This is a genomic window from Staphylococcus equorum (assembly GCF_029531845.1).
In the GTDB taxonomy this organism is placed as follows: domain Bacteria; phylum Bacillota; class Bacilli; order Staphylococcales; family Staphylococcaceae; genus Staphylococcus; species Staphylococcus equorum_C.
Genome location: NZ_JAMBPV010000013.1, coordinates 14,024 through 34,042, shown reverse-complemented (window position 1 = coordinate 34,042; position 20,019 = coordinate 14,024). Strand labels below are relative to the sequence as shown.

Below are 20,019 nucleotides of genomic sequence, written 5' to 3'. Positions count from 1 at the left end.
TCCCTTTTATTTAAAGTATAAATCCAAGTCCAAAGCCTTCTAATTCACCTTTGTAAAAACCACCTGTAAGTTGTTGTGATTTATTATTTTTAAGATGACATCTCATAAAAGCACCTTTGTAATAAGAACGTGGTGGTTGTGGCGTGATATCTAAGTGAATATCAGTAATATCTTGAGATTTAAACCACTGTTCCCATCGGCGTAATGCCTGTATTGTTCGATGATCATGTGGAAATAGCTGACTTAATAAATCAAGTTGTTCTGTTGTCTTGGTAGTGAGTAGTTGAACAACGGGATGCGCTATACCTAATTGAGATGTAAGTTCTGAAATATTGCGTTCCTGTATGAGTTTCAATACATCTTCGGTTTGTTCTTTAGGCGATAAAAGTAAATCTATCAGTTGATAATGACCTAAAATCACAAAATCAATATCATCATTTAATGTTGTTTTGATGTAGTCATAAAAAGTGGTGAAGTCGTTTTGCATGTCTGTAATTGTTGGATTGTAATGTTCGATACCTAGTTGAGTATAAACTTCATTATCACGAACAATAGGGCCAGTGTAAGCAACACTTTGATATTGTGGTGGATAATTACTGTAATAACGTAATAATTGATCGGTAAAATCATTGCGTAATGCAAAGATATGATGGTCATGTTGCCAGAAACTGCGCTCAGTCATTTGTTGCAAATCGTCTGTTGTAAGTGTTTGCCATGACAGTGATTCGATAAAACTGAAATCTACGAGTTTGAATTCAGCTTGCTGAAAATGTTTTAAAAAGGCTAATTCAAATTCTTTGTTGTTAATAAGTGTCGTTGTATTCATAATATGACCATCCTTTGTCTTTTTTACTTTGTTACTCTACCGAACTAAAGTGGATTGATAAAGAATACTTTAACATAGTTATTTTTTAAATTCAATAAATATTCAGAAAATAGTGATTTGATTTAAACTATGTATCTAAAAACTGCATATTAAAGAAATATGAAAAAGTTATTAAAAAGGAGCGAGACAGAAATCAAAAATTGAAATTAGATTTCTGTCTCGCTCCTAATAGGCTGACTAAACATCAGTCAGTTACTGACAATTCAACATATTAAATTAAACTTTGACCATAAGCCACATATTTCATCATTTCGTCTTTTGGCACCATGTTTCCACCAGTAGCCCACACGATGTGGTTGGCATTTTCTATATGAATAGCTTTGTTTTTAGCGTGTTTTGTAGCTTCAGCAATGCCAGCAAAACCAGAAGCGGCAGATGGTTCGATAAAGATATCTTCTTTCTCACTTAATATATATAAGTAACGATACATTTGTTTATCATCAACTGTAAATGCGCCATATAAAAGTGTGTTCATGATTTGACCGACTAAACGGGAAGGGCGCGACACAGCAAGACCATCTGCATCTGTACGACCGTCTAACCCAATATCAGTGACTGAAATTTCATCATGCAATTGTGTCATCATACCTAGTAACATACAGGGTGCATGTGTCGGTTCGGCAAAAACGCAATAAACATGTTCACCCAAGACTGTTTTTAATCCAAAAGCAACACCACCAGGACCACCACCAACGCCACATGGTAAATAGACGAAAAGTGGGTGGTCAGCATCTACTTGAATATTTTGACTATCTAATTGCGTTTTTAGGCGTAATGCAGCTACAGTATAGCCTAAGAATAAATCAGCGGAACCTTCATCATCAACAAAATGACAGGATGCATCATTTTCTGCACTTTTTCTACCTTCAGCAACTGCAAATTGATAATCAGATTGATGTTCCACGACTTCTACACCACGCGCACGCAGCAAGTCTTTTTTCCATTGACGGGCATCACTAGACATGTGCACAGTAACGCTGAAACCAAGCTTGGCACTCATGATACCTATACTTAAACCTAAGTTGCCAGTAGAGCCCACTGAGACATTATAATTACTGAACAATGATTTATAATAGGAGTCATCTAGAATACTATAATCATCTGTCCATTTGAGGCCACCATGCTCCATTGCTATCGTTTCAGCCAGTTTAAGTACTTCATAAATACCACCTCGGGCTTTGATAGAACCTGAGATAGCAAGATGACTATCACATTTAAGCCATAATTTCCCGTTAGCTCCATATTGTTCTGTTTGAGCAAGATGGTTGTGCATAAAAGGTATGGGTTTTAATGGTGATTCAATTAACCCATGGTCTTTTTCTGTTTCAGGAAATACTTTACGTATATAACCGCTAAACCGTTCGAGACGTAATGCTGCATCTTCAATATCTGCTATTGAAAAAGGGAGCGTTTCAACTTGACGGAACTTTGGATTTTCCCAAAAGATAGGTTTGTATTGTTGCATATCATTAATTAAAGGGAAGGTTTGTTTTAATTTTTCTAATTCAAGCATAAAAATCCTCCTATAATACGAAATCCTTCATTTATTAATTATAGCAAAAATAGTGTGTTAAAATGCGAATAATACGAATGATATCATTTGGTCTGTCGTTTTTAAAAAATATCAAATCAATTATCAACTAGAGCGTAAATAGGAGCGATAACAATGAAAGTGTTTATATTTGGTGCGAATTGTCATTTAGGTAATCAAGTAATTAAAAAATTACAAAAGCATCATGAAGTCTATACGAATAACAATATTGCGCATCTGAATAGTGTTTTTATGGCAACAAATGTGTTCCAAACTTATGCATTGCAACATACTTTAAAACAAATGCATCATATTATATATATAACTAATAAAACGGCGCTTCCCAATGCATATCTACAAGGACATTCGCATAGTATGCATGTATGGGCTATTGAAAATATATTGCACGCCTTACCTTCTCGTAATGACAAGAAAATTCACATATTGAACGTGGAAAAAAAGTATAATAATCATTTTGAGAACATATTTGATTCACAAAACGTCAAAGTAATCGATATGTCAGCATCTAAAATTATAAATAGGATAAGTAAATGTTCGAGATGTATGCAAAATAAATATAAAAAAGTCTATTCCTTTCAACATATGTTACTTACAAAAGAAATCAATGCCATACAACTTGTTGACATGTATGAGCAGTATTTAAAAGAATGTAGTTTAGGATGGATTCGAATAAAGCAAACAGAGCAACGCTTTGAAATTAGCTTGAAGTTCCTTCCATATCCATTAATAAAAATGGAAAAAGCATACAGCTCACCAACCAAGTTCATTTTAAAAGTAACAGGTGGTTTACTAGTAAGCAGAAAAGGAGAAAAAGATGCAATGCTCGAATTTAGGACATCAGAATCAAGTTACAGATGTGTGATTGGTTTAAATCATTATGAACCCGCATTGCCTTGGGGGTTATATTTATTATCACAAGCTCCGATACACAAGTGGGTGATGTCTAAACTTTATAAATATGTATGGAATCACTATTAATATATAATGGTGAGTAATATTGTATGGAAAAAGGGCACAATAAATAGCGCTGAATGCTCCATTTGAAAGTGAGTATTCAGCGCTTTATTTAATGTATTAGATTATTTTTTGAATGTGCTCCGTATTTTAGAGAACCAACCTTGAGGCGAATTGGCTGATACAATATGAGGTTGTGGTTGGGATGCTTCATCTTGAAGTTGTTGACCATAATTCACCGCTTCCTTCATCAAATAAGCTTGAGAATTTAATGGTGACAAGTTATTTTTGATGTAATGATAGCGTCCATGTGAGTCTTGAAAACGTCCTTTTTGATTATCAGATAACTGAAGGTTCATATAATCTAATAAACGTTTGGCAATTACTTTGTCTTCAACAGGAAATAAGATTTCTACACGTTTAATCATGTTACGCGTCATGGCATCTGCAGAAGATAAATAGATTTTTTCATCTCCATTATTATGGAAATAGTAAATACGTGAATGTTCTAAAAAGCGACCTACGATGCTTACAACTTCTATATTTTCACTAATACCCGGGATGCCTGGTTTAAGACAACAAATACCACGAATAATAAGTTGAACCTTAACACCTGCGCAAGACGCTTCAAATAATTTAAGAATAATATCTTTATCTGTTAAAGAGTTCATCTTCATTATAATATTACCGTTACCATGTTTGTGATGTGTTTGAATTTCATTGTCAATGCGAGCTAAGAAGACGTCTCTGATATCAAATGGTGCAACGATGAGTTTGTTGTAAACAGGTTTGACTGAATAACCACTAAGATAATTGAAAAAGTTTAGTGCATCTTCAGCAATTGCATCGTTTGTAGTAATTAATCCCATATCCGTATATAATTTAGCAGTTTTATCATTATAGTTTCCAGTTCCTAAATGAATAAACGAAGTGAGTTTATTATTGATACGTTTAACTACAAGCGCAATTTTACTATGCGTTTTTAAATGAGTCATACCATAAATAACATGACAGCCAGCATCTTCTAACATTCTTGCCCAATGCACATTATTTTCTTCATCAAAACGTGCTTTCAATTCAACGAGTACGGTAACTTGTTTCCCATTTTCAGCAGCAGTTTTCAAGCTATTAATAATTGGAGAATCTTTACTTACACGATAAAGCGTTTGTTTTATTGCAATTGTATCTGGATCTTCAGCGGCTTCGCGTATGAAGTCGACAATAGGTTCAAACGATTCGAAAGGATGATGGAAGAATATATCTTTTTTCAACGACAAATCAAACACATTATTATTACCTAAAGATTGTGGCGTTTGTGGCACGTATTTTTTGTATTTTAAGTGTTTCAATTTATTAGATAAGTGATCAACTAAATTAGATAGCATCGTTAAATCTAAGGGGCCGTCTAAAAAATAAACTTCATCATCATGTACTTCAACTTGGTTCATAATCCACACAATATCTTCATGCGTGGCGAATCGACCATCCACTTCTAAACGTACGGCAGTACCACGTTTACGTTCCTTTAAGAACCTTTCGATTTCAATAAGTAAGTCTTCCGCACCGTCTTCATGTATAGTCAAATCAGCATTTCTAGTAATTCTAAAGGTAAAAGTATTTAGTACTTCATATCCGCTAAATAAGTCATTAATAAAATATGTGATGATGTCCTCTACCATAATAATATATTGTTTATCACCTTTATTTAATGAATAAAACCTTGGTATTAAAGAAGGTATTTGAACAATTGCAGAGTTGATCGCATCTTCAGTATCTATATCAACAAAGATATTCAGGCTTTTATTATTTAGTTTTGGGAAAGGATGATAGGCATCTATCCCTAATGGAGTTAACGTTGGTAAAATACCAGTTTTGAATTCTGATTGTAATTGAGATAATAACGATTCAGGTAATTCATCCGGTTGAACAATTTCAACTTTGTGTTGACGTAAAACCTCTACCAATTCGTTATAACGCTTATATTGTAAGTCGACGTTTTGTTTGTTTTTGATATTGATTTGGTTAAGTTGTTGTTTTGGTGTTAATTGGGCTTTATTTTCCGGTTTGTCATAACCCATTTTGACTTGATCTTGTAAACCAGCTACTCGTACCATAAAGAACTCATCTAAATTCGAACTAAATATCGAAACAAAATTAAGTTGTTCAAGCAATGGATTGTTTTTATCACTTGCTTCTTGTAATACGCGATAGTTAAAATCTAACCAACTTAGTTCTCTATTATTATAGTATTGTGGTAAGTTCAAATCTTTTGCTCCCAAATTTCTATGCATAACTCTAATTACACCTCGTTGTAGTCTGAATATTGTATTTTGCTACGTATAACTTATCATATAAATTTTAAGATTTTGTAAAGATGATAGAAAGGTCATCTTTTAAGATTTTTTCAATATGCTTTTTCTGTCTCAAGGATTGATATTCTTCAGCGATAGGTTCACCGTTGTAGTATACATATAAGGTGTAACCATCATCATTTTGTTGTAATTCTACTTGCTTAACTGAATTCGTATGAGACACATTAAGCGCATTAACAAATTTGATAATGCCACCTAGGGATTGTATATTATCTAATTCTTTACCACGCAACCACTTTGTTTCATGACTAAAGAATTTCAATAAAGACTTATTTTTAAAACTAGCAAGTAAGGCGAGTTTCACTCGATCTTCATGAGGAAAACCATCAATCATTGAATTTGCGATAATATAATAGGTGTGGGGTGAGCTTGAATCAGCATCAATGAATCTACCTAAGTAGTACAAGAAAGAACCTTCAGCAAATAGTTCATGTTCTTTTTGAGTTACTTCTAATTTTTTAAAGGCTATTAATTGTTCTAATAAGGTTTGTGCTAGCTTCACACGTTGTTTTGCACTTGTTTCCTCAATGCGATATTCGTTAGCTAAATGGTATAAAGCATCTTTACGAATATTCTCTTTTTTAAATTCTTCAGGGTGACGTTCAGAAATTAATTTCATCGCATAACCTTCACGCAACCCTTTTCGAGAAAATGTGAATTGCTTCGCATTAATTCTATTAAATAATGATTTGAAGACAGCTACTGCGGGCAAGATAATGTCTACACGATCTCTACTTAGGCCATCTATATCTTTTAAATCGTCATATGAACTTTTTTTAATGATTGAGTACACTTCATCAATATTTTCTTCAGTCATTGCATAGTTGTGAACACCACCGATAGGATATGAGTGTTCAGATTGATGAATGCGCGCGACGTTACGTGCGGAACCACCAATACCAACTAGGGTGATTTCTTGATTTTTTAACCAAGAAAGTTGCTCAAATTGTTTAACTAAAAATTTCTCCATCTGTTTAATTGCTGATTTATCATTATGAGCTTTGCCATCAAAGAATCGATGGGATAATGTAACAACACCAAATGGAAAACTATGTGATTCTATTAGTTTTTTGTCTTTAAAGAGTGTAACTTCTGTAGAACCGCCACCAATATCGATAGACACGCCGTCATTAACGTCAGTAGTATGAGTGATAGCGTAAAAACCATAAAATGCTTCTTCTTGTTCTGAAATAATTTTAATGTTGATTTTAAGTGTTTTCTTGATATGTTCGATAATCTGATCTTGGTTGATGGATTGTCTAATGGCTGCAGTTGCTACCGGATGTAATTCATCTATATTAAACTTGTCAGCAACCTTTTTAAAACTGCGCAATGCTTTAGTTAATATTTCAATACCGTCATCATTCATAGCCAAATCTTCAGTTAAATATTGGCTTAATCTTGCTGGTGTTTTGATGTTTAATATTTCATTTAATCCTGTTTTATGATCAAATTCAAAAATAACGAGTCGAATGGTATTTGAACCAATATCTATTAATCCTATACGTTCCATAATTTCCTCCTAAGTAAATGAGGTTATTTTACTTTACTTGTACTGTATTTACCCTTTTCTTACTTTTATATTACAACAATTAGAAAAAAATGTGAGCAATAATTTTAATATTACTCGGGAGTGGGACAGAAATCTAATGTTTCTAACAAGATTTTATCGTATGAACCTGGCCCGGCAAAGCTGACTAGAAAATGAATACAAAAGCTGAAGCTCTTGCATAAGAATTACTTGTCTTCATAAATGAAGTAGTAGTTCTTTAAAAGCTTGGTATAAGCGGATTTTCAATTCAGTCAGCCACTGCCAATATTATGAATGAGGCTGAGATATTTATTGTCCCAACCTTATTTCCAAGATTGGTGTGATGAAAGGAAAGAGACAGACACGGAAACTATTTCCTTCGCGTCTGTCTCTTTTTAATAACTTATTTTACATGTAAGGGGCCGCCTGGACCAAGCGGCCAACCTAATAGATACCAAACAATCATGAATAGTGGCCACACAATACTCAATATAATTGTATAGGGCATTAGACTAGATAATAATGAACCTAATTTCATGTCATTATCATATTTTTGTGCATAAGATAATAGCAATGGCAAGTAGGGCATCATAGGTGTTATTGGATTACTAATAGAGTCACCAATTCTGTACAGCATTTGAGTTAATGCTGGATGGAAACCTACAATGATAAGCATTGGGATGAAAATAGGTGCTAAAATACCCCATTTGGCAGAGGCACTTCCAATTAATAAATTAATCAATGCACTTAATATAATAATACCTAGGATAAGTACAACGCCATTTTGGCCTTGAAGAATTGATGCGCCTTTAACAGCAACGATAATACCAAGGTTACTCCACTCTAAAAAAGCGAGTAACTGTGCTGCAAAAAACACAATGACTATAAAGGAACCCATAGATGACATTGAATCAGCTAACATTTTTCCTAAGTCTTTAGAACTTTTAAATTCTTTTATCATAATGCCATAAACTAATCCAGGAACTAAGAACAATACTAAAATGATAAGTCCCACGCCATTAATGATAGGTGCATCATTCAGTAAACTTCCTGTGTTATCATTTCTCAGAAAACTTTGTTGCGGTATGGCTAAGATAATAAGCAATACAATCATCGCAAAAAAACTGATATTAGCCCAAAACACGGCACGGTTTTCTTGAGGTGTGAGCTTTGTATTAGAATCATCTGCTTGAATATCTGAATTGGCATCATCATATTTACCTAATCTAGGAATGACAAAACGCATAGTAACCCAATAGACTGAAGGCAGTAAGACAAGGACACTTGCTGCAATAAAGTACCAGTTCATTGCTACGTTAACATGGACACTATCAGAAACAATGTTTGTAGCTGGTTTTGTAAATGCATAAAGTAATGCGTCTGACATACCAATCATGACATTTGCAGAGAATCCGCCAAGTGCAGATGCGTAAGCCATTGCTAAACCCGCAATAGGGTGATAGCCCAATTTAATAAAGACCATAGCTGCTAATGGTGGTAACACAATCGGTGCTGCATCGCCTGCAGCATTGCCTAAGATACCTATAATAATAATGACTGGTACGATGAAATTCTTTGGTGCCTTATGTACAACTTGAATCATTAATTTATCAAAGTAACCTGTTTTTTCTGCTACACCGATACCAAGCATAACCGCAAGTACAAGACCTAACGCTGGGAATTCTGAAAAGTTTTTTATGGCATCATTCAGAATCATCGACAGTCCATCTTTACTTAAAATACTTTTGATAACAATAGTATCCCCTGTGCCTGGATGTTTTACGGAAATCTGAAACAATGATATAACCCAAGTAAGAATTGCGAGTCCTACACACATTAAGAAAAATAAAATGCTAGGATCAGGTAATCTGTTTCCAACTTTTTCTACAATATTTAAAAATCTATTTATTAGCGTTGGCTTATCTTTAGTATTCGAAACCATCATAACGACCTCCCCAATAAGTTATCGGTAGTATAACAAATTAGGCGTGAAAATAGAATAAATATTCTGAAAACTTTATATTTTATTAAATTTAAATACGTATTACATATATGACTATTCGTGTATTAGATTAAAAAATTCATTTAAAAAGCATGAAAAGGCGAGGATAGAAAATCAAATTTCGATTTCCCATCCCCGCTCTCATAAAGCATATATAAAGCTATTACCTATTGAAGACTGTAACTAAGTTAATTCCTAGATTACCAAATGATTTGGCCAACAACTTCATCATTTAGAGATTTAACAATTTCTGTAACTAATGCTACTGAATTTTTGTAATCATCTGTGTGCAACACAGAGACATTGGAATGCATATAACGTAACGCAACACCTATAGCAACAGTTGGTGTGCCTTCATTTGCAACGTGAATACTTCCTGCGTCTGTGCCACCGCCAGCAGTCGTGTCTAATTGAATCGTAATATTATGTTTTTTAGCCACTGCTTTAATATGTTTTGTAAAACCAACATGACCAATATTAGATCCATCCATTAGAATAACGACAGGACCATTACCAATTGCTGTATCACTTACTTGACCAGACATTCCTGGCGTATCATATGCGACCGCAACGTCTACAGCTATAGCTAAGTCAGGTTTGATTTTGTTGGCAGCTACTTTAGCACCACGGAGACCAACTTCTTCTTGAACATTGGCACCTGAAACAAGATTTATGTCGATAGTGTCATTCTTAAGTTTTTGTAATACATCGACTGCAAGGGCGCAACCATAACGGTTATCAAATGCTTTTGCAGTTAAGTATTTATTATTCGCTAATGCTTCGAATTCACTATACGGTGTTACCATATTGCCTAATTCGATACCGAATTGTTGTGCTTCTTTTTTACTTTTAACGCCGATATCAATAAACATTTCCTTAATATCAACGTTCTTTTTGCGTTCTTCTGGTGATAAAACATGTGGTGGTTTTGAACCGATAATACCTCTAATTTTTCTACCATCATCTGTAGTTACTGTTACTTTTTGAGAGAGCATGACTTGATTCCACCAGCCACCAATAGGGGTGAATTTTAGGAAACCGTCATTATCTATTTTAGTTACCATAAAGCCGATTTCATCTAAGTGACCAGCAACCATTAATGTTTTATTACTTTTAGCGGCAACTTTTTTACCGAAAATACCACCTAAATTATCTTCGATGATTTCATCGCTTACTGGTGTTAAGTATTCGTTCATTAAAGATTTAACTGCCATTTCGTGACCTGCAATACCATCAACATCCGTTAAAGATTTTAATAATTTCACTGAATTGTTCATATTATGCCTCCCATTAAAATTGATAACTTTATTTTAACATGAAGTATGCGATTACATAGCTTTTTGACTATAGAGGAGGTTAAACATGAGGAATGCCGTTAAATTATTCAAAAAGCAGAATTCATACTAAAATACTCAGACTAAAAGTGTGCATAAAAAGAATAAGCATGTTTCAATATAAATATAGACAAAGTGGAGGGATTTTATATGACAGAAGTTAAACATCTTACATTAGGTTCAACAAATGCACCTGTTAAAGTGGAATCATTTATAAATTTGGCTTGCCCATATTGTAAAAATTATTTTAAAGCCGCAGATCAATCACTCAAACCACTGATAGATCAAGGCAAAGTAGAACATGTAATTAAACATTTTGATAAAACAAAGCAAGGATTGTTAAAGGGTACGGTTGCAAATATTCATTTAGATTATCAAAATACTGATGAAACGCTAGAAATTATACGTAAATTGTATGACACTCAGAAAGAATGGACGGTTGATTTTGCTACTATAGAAGAGAAAATGCAACAACAATTAAACTTAGTACCTCAGAAAGAAGCTGATGAACGCTCTTTAGCGATTACTGAAGAAGCGGTTAGTCGTGGAATTAAAGGGATACCAACAGTATTTATAAATGATAAGAAATTTGAGTTCAATCCATTAGAAGATGAGCAAAGTATTATAGAAACAAAACTAACGCAACAAATAAATGAAGCAAATCAATAATAAAAAGCTTTATTACTTTGAAAAGCAGTTTAATTGCTTATAAGTAATAGAGCTCTATTTATGTCATCGATGTTGATCAATCAATTTCAGTTTATAATCTCGTATTGATTGAACACCGCCATCTTTATTTTTAATAATGAGGTGGTCTTTAGAAATCTTTGTGGGTGATTCCACACCGACTGCAGCTGCTATATTAAATAAGCCCTCATGCAAACTTGTTACAAAATTAGTGACACGATATTTTTTCTCATCGATAATCAATCCTTTTTCAAGTTTGGGATCTGTAGTAGCTACGCCTACTGGACAAGTATTCATATGACATTGTTGGCTCATAATACAGCCGACACTAATCATCATGCCACGTGCCACGTTTACTAAGTCTGCGCCAAGTCCTAAAGCAATTGCGATTTTATCCGGTGTGATAAGCTTTCCGGATGCGAAGATTTTAACACGATCACGGATGCCATGTTTTTCAAGCAACGAAGTTACAATAGGCAAAGCCGTAAATAAAGGTAAACCAACACCATCTTGTAATTCTTGGAAAGTTGCCCCAGTGCCACCCTCACCGCCATCAACAGTTATGAAGCTTGGATACTGATTCGTCTCAACCATAGTTTGTACAAGTTTTTCTACTTCTGAAACTTTACTTACAACAATTTTAAAGCCAACCGGTTTTTGACCTTGTTGTTTGAGGTGAGTCACCCAATTAAGTAAAGCTTCTGGACTATCGATGTTATCAAAGCGGTTAGGAGAGTTGATTGTTTTCCATGGTTCAACATTACGTATAGTTGCAATTTCTTCAGTTACTTTATTTCCTTGCATATGTCCACCACGTGTTTTTGCACCTTGTGCGAGTTTGATTTCAAAGGCTCTAATCTTATCTTTATGTGCTAACTCGAGAAAAGTGTTTATATCAAATACGCCAGCTTTATCACGTACCCCAAATAACCCAGGTCCAATTTGAAAGATGAGATCTACACCTCCAGAAAGATGGTGCTTAGATAATCCCCCTTCACCTGTGTTCATCCAAGTACCTGCTTGAGCAAGTCCTTTAGACAGTGCAGTGATAGCATTACTACCTAATGCACCATAGCTCATGCCAGATTGACCAACTAAGCGCTTAGGTTTGAATGGATGCTTAAGTTCTGCGCCCAAAGTGATGCGATTTTCTTCTGATATATAGTAAGGATTAAGTTCAGCTTGAACTTCATGTTCATCACGATTGAATAGACGTTCATTATCGATTTTATAGATAAAAGAAGAAATCATAGGTGACTGATCAATGTGGAGTTCTGATGTTTGTAATGGAAACATTGTGTTTTGTAAATAAAAACCATCTTCATAATCTTCTTGTGTCCCAAAACTTGTCATTCTAGAATTGTATTTTCCAGATAATACGATGTTAGTAAAATCATTTCTGGAAAATGGTTTACCTTTCGTATCCGCTAAAAATAAATATTGACGGAGTTCAGGGCCAATTTTTTCTCCAAAATAGCGAACACGCGCAAGCAATGGGTAATTACGTAATACACTATGTTGCTTTTGGTGTTTATCTTTAAATAGTAAAAATCCCCCAATAATTAATACACTTAATAGAATTAGCACAATGATGATATTTACGATAAATTGTAATATTGTCAAAATTGCCATGTAACATCCCTCCCTATTTATATATATACTACAACAAAATATGCTTTTTACAATATGATAACTACTATAAATTAGGGTTGACTAATATACCAATGCCGAGGATAGATGCCAAATAAATATATTATAAAATGTATATAAGTAATTTAAAACATGGTATATTCTTTGTATACAATGATAAGGAGGGTGTCATATGGCTCAACAGTCAACTCAAGAGATAAAAAAAGAGCAAAAGGAACAAAACATATGGAACAATGACAAGGTTGTAAAAAAAGATTTCTGGCTTTTCCCTATATACATTGTCGTGAATAATATAGTGCCTCTTATTTTTTTCGTTTTAATATATGGAATATATTCTATTATTGACATAAAAAATGAATCGTTTGTTACTGATGAAAATATATTAATCATGGGCGCGGTGATTGCAGAAATAATAATTATATATAGTTTTTATGCAATGCATAGAAAAGATAGAATGATACCGATTGCAATGAATAGGTTTAAAAAAGTACCTCGATATTTATTGATGATTATTGCTACATATTTAGTGATTTTATTCTTAAATTCAGCATACGCTTGGTTAATGGAATTTTTGCCTAAGTCATTACAATTCAATGAAACACAAAATCAAATGTTCTTAGAGGAAATGTTCGCAGACAACAGGATGTTACCATTTTTATTTATCGATATTGTGATTTTAACGCCTATTATTGAAGAACTATTATTTAGGCACTTAATCATCCATGAACTAGGCAAAAAAATTACGTATGGTTTTGCGACAGTACTTTCAATTGTACTTTTTGCAGGTGTTCATGTGATTGGCGCCACATCTCCATTTGAAATAGGATCATATATCATTATCGCGATGGGAATTGCTTTTGTTTATTTGAAGAGTGGTATGAATTTGGCACTGGCTATAACGTTACATGCTGTAAATAATTTAATTTCATTCATAACTATCGTCTTTATGAGATAAAAAAAGTAAATGAAATTTGATGTAGGATATAAATCATTAGGTAAATGCCACAACCTAACTACTTGTTGAAAAGATTATTAAAATAAGTGATTTAGGGAATAAATCATATAGCATAATCTATAATTTAAGGAGGTCAGATGATGTTAGAAGTTAAAAATGTTTCTTATAAAATAGGCAATCGATACATCATCGATAATATCAATTTGAAGATAGAAAAGGGAGATACAATTGCTATTATAGGGCCTTCTGGAAGTGGTAAAAGCACATTGTTGCGATTGCTTAATAATTTAATTAGTCCGACGCATGGTGAAATATATTTTAACGGCAAAGCTTATGAACAAATCAGTCCTGAGTCATTGCGTATGGATATTAGTTATTTATTACAAGAAAGTGATTTGTTTGATCTTACAATTGGTGACAATATGGCATTTCCTGCTGTAGTTCGAGAGGATAAATTTGACCGTAAAAGAGCTAAGACATTACTAAAAGCTGTCGGTCTAGGTCACTATAATTTTAATACAAGTGTAGAGCATCTTTCGGGTGGGGAAAGGCAGCGTATTACGATTGCTAGACAATTAATGTATAAGCCTCAAATCCTCTTATTAGATGAAGCAACAAGCGCACTAGATACGCAAAATAGTGAAAAAGTAGAAGACCTCATTTTTAAGCTTGCCGCTGAAGGTGTTGCAATTTTATGGATTACACATAGTACGAATCAGAGTATTAGACATTTCCAAAAAAGAATCCGAATTGTTGACGGCAAAATTGACAAGCAGGAGGATTTATAATGAGTACAACGGCTTTAGTGTTAACAGGATTACTCCTAATATTTCCCATGATTGTCTCATATAAAGAAAAATTACATATTATTAAAGATTTACTCGTTGCAACAACGCGGGCTGTCGTTCAACTCGTTATTTTAGGGTATCTTTTGCATTTTATCTTTGATGTGAATCAAAAATGGTTGTTGCTATTATTTGTACTCATTATCATTATTAATGCTTCTTGGAATACAATAAGTAGAGCTTCACCAGTGATGCATCATGTGTTTTGGATCTCTTTTGCAGCGATATTTATTGGCGTTGCATTACCATTAGCAGGTGTTATTATAACAGGTGCAATTCAATTCAAGCCTAATGAAGTCATTCCGATTGCGGGTATGCTTGGGAGTAATGGACTGATTGCTATTAATTTGGCTTATCAGAATTTAGATAGAGAATTTGTTAAAGAGATGAGTAGGATTGAAGCTAAATTAGCATTAGGTGCTACACCGAAACTTTCTTCTAAAACAACGATACGTGAAAGTGTAAAGACAGCAATCGTACCAACAATAGATTCTGTTAAAACATATGGCATTGTATCTATACCCGGTATGATGACAGGGTTAATTATTGGTGGTGTTGACCCATTAGAAGCTGTGAAATTTCAATTGATGGTTGTGTTTATTCATACGACAGCAACAATTATGTCAGCGCTAATTGCTACATACTTAAGTTACAAACAATTCTTTAACCATCGTAACCAACTGATAGGACGTCACTTGCACGATAACCAACGTTAATTTTTATATTTAAAATCATTAAAAGTATGTATTTTAGTACAAAAAAATAAAACAATTTCGTATAATGAATTTACCATCACATAACTTTAATGACGAGGTACCTTATATAAAGGTTATATTATGACCCAACTTTCACTACCAATTGGAAGCTTCAGTTTTAATTCTTATAAATGATATATCACGATTTTTGAATGAAATCGTTGAAACAACACCTAAAAGTGAATTCGATGAATTCAAACATTATCGTGGTGCTACATCTTATCACCCCAAAATGATATTAAAGATTATTCTATATGCGTATACACAATCAAAGAAAGATTGATGTAGTACGAGCTTTTGGATTTATGAAAGCTATTTTGGATTTTACTCGAATATTGGTTCGAGGAATAAATAAATTTAAACGCGAACTTAGATTTGTACCAATGGCTTTAAATATAAGGAAAATAGCAGCTCAACAAGCTGGAAAATTTCATACTAATAAAGAAAACGACAATTTCTATCTTATTTTAATAGAAATTGTCGTATTTTCATTAGTCAGATATATTTATGCCCAGACTCTTTAATCATTGTCATTTTAAATTTTATTAGCTAATTAATGAATACTGCGGTACTTTGTGACTTGTTAAATCATATTAATAAGTCAGAGATGACACTAAGTAAATTTATTCAAACCTGTTGACGAATGGTTTATAATATAGTGGTTATGTAAAAATTACAAAGCAATAAAAGAAAGGAGTGAAACGTATGTCAGCTATGCGAATTACAACCTTTATTTTAAGCATATTTATCGTAGGTATGGTTGAAATGATGGTTGCTGGGATTATGAATTTAATGAGTAATGATTTAGGTGTTTCTGAAGCAATTATTGGTCAATTAGTAACTTTATATGCAATTACCTTTGCTATTGCAGGACCAATCTTGGTTAAAGTCACAAATCGTTTTTCACCAAGACCAGTTTTATTATGGGCATTAGTAATGTTTATGTTAGGGAACGTAATTATTGCAGTTGCACCTGATTTTACTATTTTAGTATTTGGACGTATCTTATCTTCAGCGGCTGCAGCTTTAATTGTAGTGAAAATACTAGCACTAACTGCTTTATTAACTGCACCTCAACATCGTGGGAAAATGATAGGTATCGTTTATTCAGGTTTTAGTGGTGCTAACGTATTCGGTGTGCCTATTGGAACAATTATTGGTGACTTAGTTGGTTGGAGATTTACGTTTCTATTTATAGTGGCTGTAAGTATACTCGTGGGCGTTCTTATGTATTTTTATGTACCTGATCCAGAGTTTAAAGCACCTACAACAGGCGCAAGTAGTCAAAAACGTGGAAGCAGTTATTCTAAAATCTTAAGACCTGCAGAAATCACAAAATATTTAGGGATTACATTCTTATTACTAGTAGCGAATTCCGTTACATTCATCTACATTAATCCGTTAATGTTATCCAGTGGACATGATTTATCATTTGTCTCTATAGCATTATTAATTAATGGTATTGCAGGTGTAATAGGAACTTCAATGGGTGGAGTACTATCAGATAAATTAACAAGTAAACGCTGGTTAACGATTGCGACTTCTATATTTATTCTTATGATGTTAATATTGAATGTTTTCTTACCAGGTACTGGCTTGCTATTAATGGTCATCTTTATTTGGAACATCATGCAGTGGAGTACAAATCCAGCAGTTCAAAGTGGTATTATTGAACACGTAGATGGCGATACGAGTCAAGTGATGAGTTGGAATATGTCGAGTTTAAATGCCGGTATTGGTATAGGCGGCATAATAGGCGGGTTAGTTGTTTCGAAAATAGATGTTTTCGCAGTGACTTACTTTAGTGGTGCAATCGCTCTAATAGCACTCATATTGATTATAAGCTTAAAAAATGTAGCGAAATATAATAAAGCCTAAAACAATTAATTCAGAGTATCAAAAATAATTGAGTGACATACAAAAATTATTAATAAATAAGTTTTACTTATAAGTAGATTCAGATCTACTTTTTAAGAAGAAATCAGATGATTCTCAGTAGACCAACAGTAAAGAGGAAGGACACATATCAATTTTTAATTGATATGCGTCCTTCCTCTTTTTTATTAAGTTATATAATTATTAGAAAAGTTGATTTGTTGTTTCGGAAATTTCTTTAGAATTTAATCGTATTTCACTAATATTTAAATTGGCTTTTCTATTTGAAAAATGCGCAATCAAAGCTGAAAGTAGAATATATATTAAAATACCTATTATATAACCTACTTTCAAATCGGAAATTAATAAATAAGATTGATATAATAATATGATAATTGCAACAATTGCGATGATGACTAGTATTGGATAAGGAACCTTAAATGGTGATTGGCTATAGGCCTCTGGGTATTTTTTGGGTAATTGTGTTGCAGCTAAAGCAGGAAAAGCAAATACAATTAATGAGATACCTGTACCTAATTGTGCTACTACATTTAAAGACATGCCGGTAATAATAGGTAGAGCACCAATAATATAAAAAATGAGTAATAGCCAATGTGGTGTACCAAAACGTTTGTTTACTCTGCCTAAATATTTAGGGAGATAACCATCATTAATTGCCACTAATAAACTTTTCGTTACCCAAGTAAAAGTCGAATTAAGTGTTGTTGCTAAAGCAAACATTGCGCCACCAACCATGAAGAAGATAAATGCCGGGGTTGGTAACACTTCTTTTGCGACACTCGTTAATGGTCTACCTGCTACCTCTGGAATAGGTAATACACCTACAGCAATTGAGGCAATAAATGCATATAATAATCCGACAAATATAGTAGCAACAATAATAACAATTGGGATATCCCTTTTAGGATTTTTCATTTCTCCACCAAGTTCAGCAACTACTTGAGCGCCTCCAGTCGCAAAAGAAACAAGACCGACAGCAGTAAAGAATCCTGTAAAACCATCTGGCAGCATAGATTTCGTATTAAATACACCAAGGTTAACATGTGGAATACCAAATATGATAAAACAAGACAAAGCAACTATTAAAGTGATCACCATTATATTTCCAATAATAGAGGCAGATTTAATACCAACGACATTTACGATAAATAAAATAGTTAATAATGAGAAAGCGACAGTTCTAACGGGGACCCCAGGAAAAAGACCTTCTAAATATTGTGCAAATGACAACGCATATAACGACAACGTGATCTGTAAAAAGATAAATAACAGCAACCAAAAAATGCCAGTCTTTGGAGACAATAAGCGGCTAGTATATTGATACATTCCGCCAGTAGTAGGTAATGTCGAACCTAATATTGCGATAGGGAACATCGTAAGTAAGGTAATGATGGCAGATAAAATAAATGCTGGGGTTATGCCACTACCAGTCATCTGTATACCAATTCCAGTCAGTGACATGACACCAGCACCTATTATTTGACCGATAGCAATACCCAAGACGTCAGTTAAACCTAGTACTTTTTTTAAATTTGTTGCTTGTTGCATTCAAATCACCTCTCTATACTATGTAATGATCTAAATAATACAAACAGAACATAATTAAATATTTAATTCCTAGTATATCAATCGGAAAACTTGGTGTAAATGTTAAAATGATTAAATATAGATAAAATTAATCAATTCATAGTAGAATAAAGATAAATAAAATAATTATAAAGAGGTGCGATTTTTATGGCTAATGAACAAGGAAACCATATCAAAGTAGATGCATTTATCGATAGACTGAAGCAGTGGCAAGATGAATTTAAGACGATGAGATCGATTATTCGAGAAACTGAATTAGTAGAAGATTATAAATGGATGCACCCTTGTTACACGCTAGATAATAAAAATGTTGTGATTATTCAAGACTTTAAAAATTATTGCGCTTTGCTTTTTGAAAAAGGCGTTATCATGGATGATCCATATCAATCACTTATTCAACAAACGAAAAATGTCCAAGCTGCAAGACAATTGCGCTTTGAAAGTTTAGAAGAAATTGAAAAACGAAGAGATGAAATTAAATGGTATGTAGAAGAAGCAATAAGAATTGAAAAATCAGGCAAGCAAGTGCCAATGAAAAAAACAGAAGATTACGCAATGCCTAAAGAACTACAAATAAAATTAAATGATAGCCCTGAACTTGAAGAAGCATTTTATAACTTAACACCAGGTAGACAGAGGCAGTACATGTTCCATATAGGACAGGCTAAAAGAGCGACAACACGTGAAAAACGTGTTGAAAAATATGTGGATCATATTTTAGAAGGTAAGGGTATAGATGATAAATAATATAGGCTCGAAGTTGATATTAAAATAACGAATTAAGTCTAAAAAAATAGCAACATAATTTAAGCACATGTGAAAAAGATAGAGAAGTTTTTTAAGGTGTAATCATATTTATCACAAATAAAATAAAATGTGTACTTAGGTCATATTGATTGTTTAATGGTCATTATTTTAATTAATAATAAAATGATACAGTTGCAACTTTAACAATTATCGTTTATAGTTTGCTCGAATATAAAAAGTGTTACGAGACATCAACTCGTATAGTA

The 20,019-nt window shown here is 33.3% G+C and carries 16 protein-coding genes and 1 pseudogene; 9 read left to right on the top strand and 8 right to left on the bottom strand.

Features of this window, described 5'->3' with window-relative positions; genetic code table 11:
• Positions 1-10 precede the first annotated feature (10 nt).
• Both M4L39_RS12565 and M4L39_RS12560 read right to left on the bottom strand, forming a co-directional pair.
• Positions 11-826, bottom strand: a complete 816-nt coding sequence (locus M4L39_RS12565) for an ATP phosphoribosyltransferase regulatory subunit (protein WP_277582315.1) — start codon at positions 824-826, stop codon at positions 11-13.
• Between the two features lie 271 nt (positions 827-1,097).
• Positions 1,098-2,399 (bottom strand): D-serine ammonia-lyase, encoded by a 1,302-nt coding sequence (locus tag M4L39_RS12560; protein ID WP_277582314.1) that lies wholly within the window; start codon positions 2,397-2,399, stop codon positions 1,098-1,100.
• Between the two features lie 153 nt (positions 2,400-2,552).
• On the opposite strand from M4L39_RS12560, the gene M4L39_RS12555 reads away from it, so the two are divergent.
• Positions 2,553-3,416, top strand: a complete 864-nt coding sequence (locus tag M4L39_RS12555) for a hypothetical protein (RefSeq protein ID WP_277582313.1) — start codon at positions 2,553-2,555, stop codon at positions 3,414-3,416.
• A gap of 101 nt (positions 3,417-3,517) precedes the next feature.
• Here M4L39_RS12555 and M4L39_RS12550 read toward each other — a convergent pair whose 3' ends face one another.
• The 4 genes from M4L39_RS12550 to M4L39_RS12535 all read right to left on the bottom strand — a co-directional run bounded on the left by M4L39_RS12550 (position 3,518) and on the right by M4L39_RS12535 (position 10,574).
• Positions 3,518-5,683: an RNA degradosome polyphosphate kinase gene (locus tag M4L39_RS12550; RefSeq protein WP_277582312.1), complete on the bottom strand. Its 2,166-nt coding sequence runs from the start codon at positions 5,681-5,683 to the stop codon at positions 3,518-3,520.
• 67 nt (positions 5,684-5,750) lie between these two features.
• Entirely contained in the window at positions 5,751-7,280 is a 1,530-nt protein-coding gene (gene ppx, locus M4L39_RS12545) for an exopolyphosphatase (protein WP_277582343.1), read from the bottom strand.
• A 418-nt stretch (positions 7,281-7,698) separates the two neighbouring features.
• The gene (locus M4L39_RS12540; RefSeq protein WP_277582342.1) at positions 7,699-9,237 is read right to left on the bottom strand and encodes an AbgT family transporter; all 1,539 of its coding nucleotides are present in this window, start codon (positions 9,235-9,237) and stop codon (positions 7,699-7,701) included.
• Between the two features lie 260 nt (positions 9,238-9,497).
• Positions 9,498-10,574, bottom strand: coding sequence for a M42 family metallopeptidase (locus tag M4L39_RS12535; protein WP_277582311.1), 1,077 nt, complete (start codon positions 10,572-10,574; stop codon positions 9,498-9,500).
• Between the two features lie 207 nt (positions 10,575-10,781).
• Here M4L39_RS12535 and M4L39_RS12530 point away from each other — a divergent pair, with 207 nt between their 5' ends.
• Positions 10,782-11,300 carry a thioredoxin domain-containing protein gene (locus M4L39_RS12530; protein ID WP_277582310.1) on the top strand — a complete coding sequence of 173 codons (519 nt, stop codon included), beginning with the start codon at positions 10,782-10,784 and terminating at the stop codon, positions 11,298-11,300.
• Positions 11,301-11,363: 63 nt separating this feature from the next.
• On the opposite strand, the gene M4L39_RS12525 is transcribed toward M4L39_RS12530, so the two are convergent.
• Positions 11,364-12,950 carry an FMN-binding glutamate synthase family protein gene (locus M4L39_RS12525; RefSeq protein WP_277582309.1) on the bottom strand — a complete coding sequence of 529 codons (1,587 nt, stop codon included), beginning with the start codon at positions 12,948-12,950 and terminating at the stop codon, positions 11,364-11,366.
• Positions 12,951-13,140: 190 nt separating this feature from the next.
• Here M4L39_RS12525 and M4L39_RS12520 point away from each other — a divergent pair, with 190 nt between their 5' ends.
• From M4L39_RS12520 to M4L39_RS12495, 6 genes and pseudogenes are all read left to right on the top strand, one after another.
• The gene (locus M4L39_RS12520; RefSeq protein ID WP_277582308.1) at positions 13,141-13,923 is read left to right on the top strand and encodes a CPBP family intramembrane glutamic endopeptidase; all 783 of its coding nucleotides are present in this window, start codon (positions 13,141-13,143) and stop codon (positions 13,921-13,923) included.
• A 137-nt stretch (positions 13,924-14,060) separates the two neighbouring features.
• The gene (locus tag M4L39_RS12515) at positions 14,061-14,711 is read left to right on the top strand and encodes an ABC transporter ATP-binding protein (protein WP_277582307.1); all 651 of its coding nucleotides are present in this window, start codon (positions 14,061-14,063) and stop codon (positions 14,709-14,711) included.
• Positions 14,711-15,484, top strand: a complete 774-nt coding sequence (locus M4L39_RS12510) for an ABC transporter permease (RefSeq protein WP_277582306.1) — start codon at positions 14,711-14,713, stop codon at positions 15,482-15,484. Before M4L39_RS12515 ends, M4L39_RS12510 begins: the two co-directional genes overlap by 1 nt.
• A gap of 120 nt (positions 15,485-15,604) precedes the next feature.
• Positions 15,605-15,794: pseudogene (locus tag M4L39_RS12505) on the top strand (IS5/IS1182 family transposase); the annotation flags it as partial.
• A 34-nt stretch (positions 15,795-15,828) separates the two neighbouring features.
• Positions 15,829-16,047 (top strand): hypothetical protein, encoded by a 219-nt coding sequence (locus M4L39_RS12500; RefSeq protein ID WP_431197652.1) that lies wholly within the window; start codon positions 15,829-15,831, stop codon positions 16,045-16,047.
• A 181-nt stretch (positions 16,048-16,228) separates the two neighbouring features.
• Positions 16,229-17,401 (top strand): MFS transporter, encoded by a 1,173-nt coding sequence (locus M4L39_RS12495; RefSeq protein WP_277582305.1) that lies wholly within the window; start codon positions 16,229-16,231, stop codon positions 17,399-17,401.
• 201 nt (positions 17,402-17,602) lie between these two features.
• On the opposite strand, the gene M4L39_RS12490 is transcribed toward M4L39_RS12495, so the two are convergent.
• Complete coding sequence (locus tag M4L39_RS12490; protein WP_277582304.1) at positions 17,603-18,967, bottom strand: APC family permease; 1,365 nt, start codon at positions 18,965-18,967, stop codon at positions 17,603-17,605.
• 186 nt (positions 18,968-19,153) lie between these two features.
• Between M4L39_RS12490 and M4L39_RS12485 the strand changes: the two genes are divergently transcribed.
• A complete protein-coding gene (locus M4L39_RS12485) occupies positions 19,154-19,753 on the top strand; it encodes a YdeI/OmpD-associated family protein (RefSeq protein WP_277582303.1) in 600 nt (199 codons plus the stop codon).
• Positions 19,754-20,019 lie beyond the last annotated feature (266 nt).

Excerpts from the sequence above, each read along its gene's own strand:
- M4L39_RS12560 (WP_277582314.1), bottom strand. The coding sequence starts at position 2,399 with ATGCTTGAATTAGAAAAATTAAAACAAACCTTCCCTTTAATTAATGAT.
- M4L39_RS12550 (WP_277582312.1), bottom strand. The coding sequence starts at position 5,683 with ATGCATAGAAATTTGGGAGCAAAAGATTTGAACTTACCACAATACTAT.
- M4L39_RS12510 (WP_277582306.1), top strand. The coding sequence starts at position 14,711 with ATGAGTACAACGGCTTTAGTGTTAACAGGATTACTCCTAATATTTCCC.
- M4L39_RS12565 (WP_277582315.1), bottom strand. The coding sequence starts at position 826 with ATGAATACAACGACACTTATTAACAACAAAGAATTTGAATTAGCCTTT.
- M4L39_RS12555 (WP_277582313.1), top strand. The coding sequence starts at position 2,553 with ATGAAAGTGTTTATATTTGGTGCGAATTGTCATTTAGGTAATCAAGTA.
- M4L39_RS12485 (WP_277582303.1), top strand. The coding sequence starts at position 19,154 with ATGGCTAATGAACAAGGAAACCATATCAAAGTAGATGCATTTATCGAT.
- M4L39_RS12530 (WP_277582310.1), top strand. The coding sequence starts at position 10,782 with ATGACAGAAGTTAAACATCTTACATTAGGTTCAACAAATGCACCTGTT.
- M4L39_RS12495 (WP_277582305.1), top strand. The coding sequence starts at position 16,229 with ATGTCAGCTATGCGAATTACAACCTTTATTTTAAGCATATTTATCGTA.
- M4L39_RS12525 (WP_277582309.1), bottom strand. The coding sequence starts at position 12,950 with ATGGCAATTTTGACAATATTACAATTTATCGTAAATATCATCATTGTG.
- M4L39_RS12490 (WP_277582304.1), bottom strand. The coding sequence starts at position 18,967 with ATGCAACAAGCAACAAATTTAAAAAAAGTACTAGGTTTAACTGACGTC.
- M4L39_RS12540 (WP_277582342.1), bottom strand. The coding sequence starts at position 9,237 with ATGGTTTCGAATACTAAAGATAAGCCAACGCTAATAAATAGATTTTTA.
- M4L39_RS12535 (WP_277582311.1), bottom strand. The coding sequence starts at position 10,574 with ATGAACAATTCAGTGAAATTATTAAAATCTTTAACGGATGTTGATGGT.
- M4L39_RS12520 (WP_277582308.1), top strand. The coding sequence starts at position 13,141 with ATGGCTCAACAGTCAACTCAAGAGATAAAAAAAGAGCAAAAGGAACAA.
- M4L39_RS12515 (WP_277582307.1), top strand. The coding sequence starts at position 14,061 with ATGATGTTAGAAGTTAAAAATGTTTCTTATAAAATAGGCAATCGATAC.
- M4L39_RS12500 (WP_431197652.1), top strand. The coding sequence starts at position 15,829 with ATGAAAGCTATTTTGGATTTTACTCGAATATTGGTTCGAGGAATAAAT.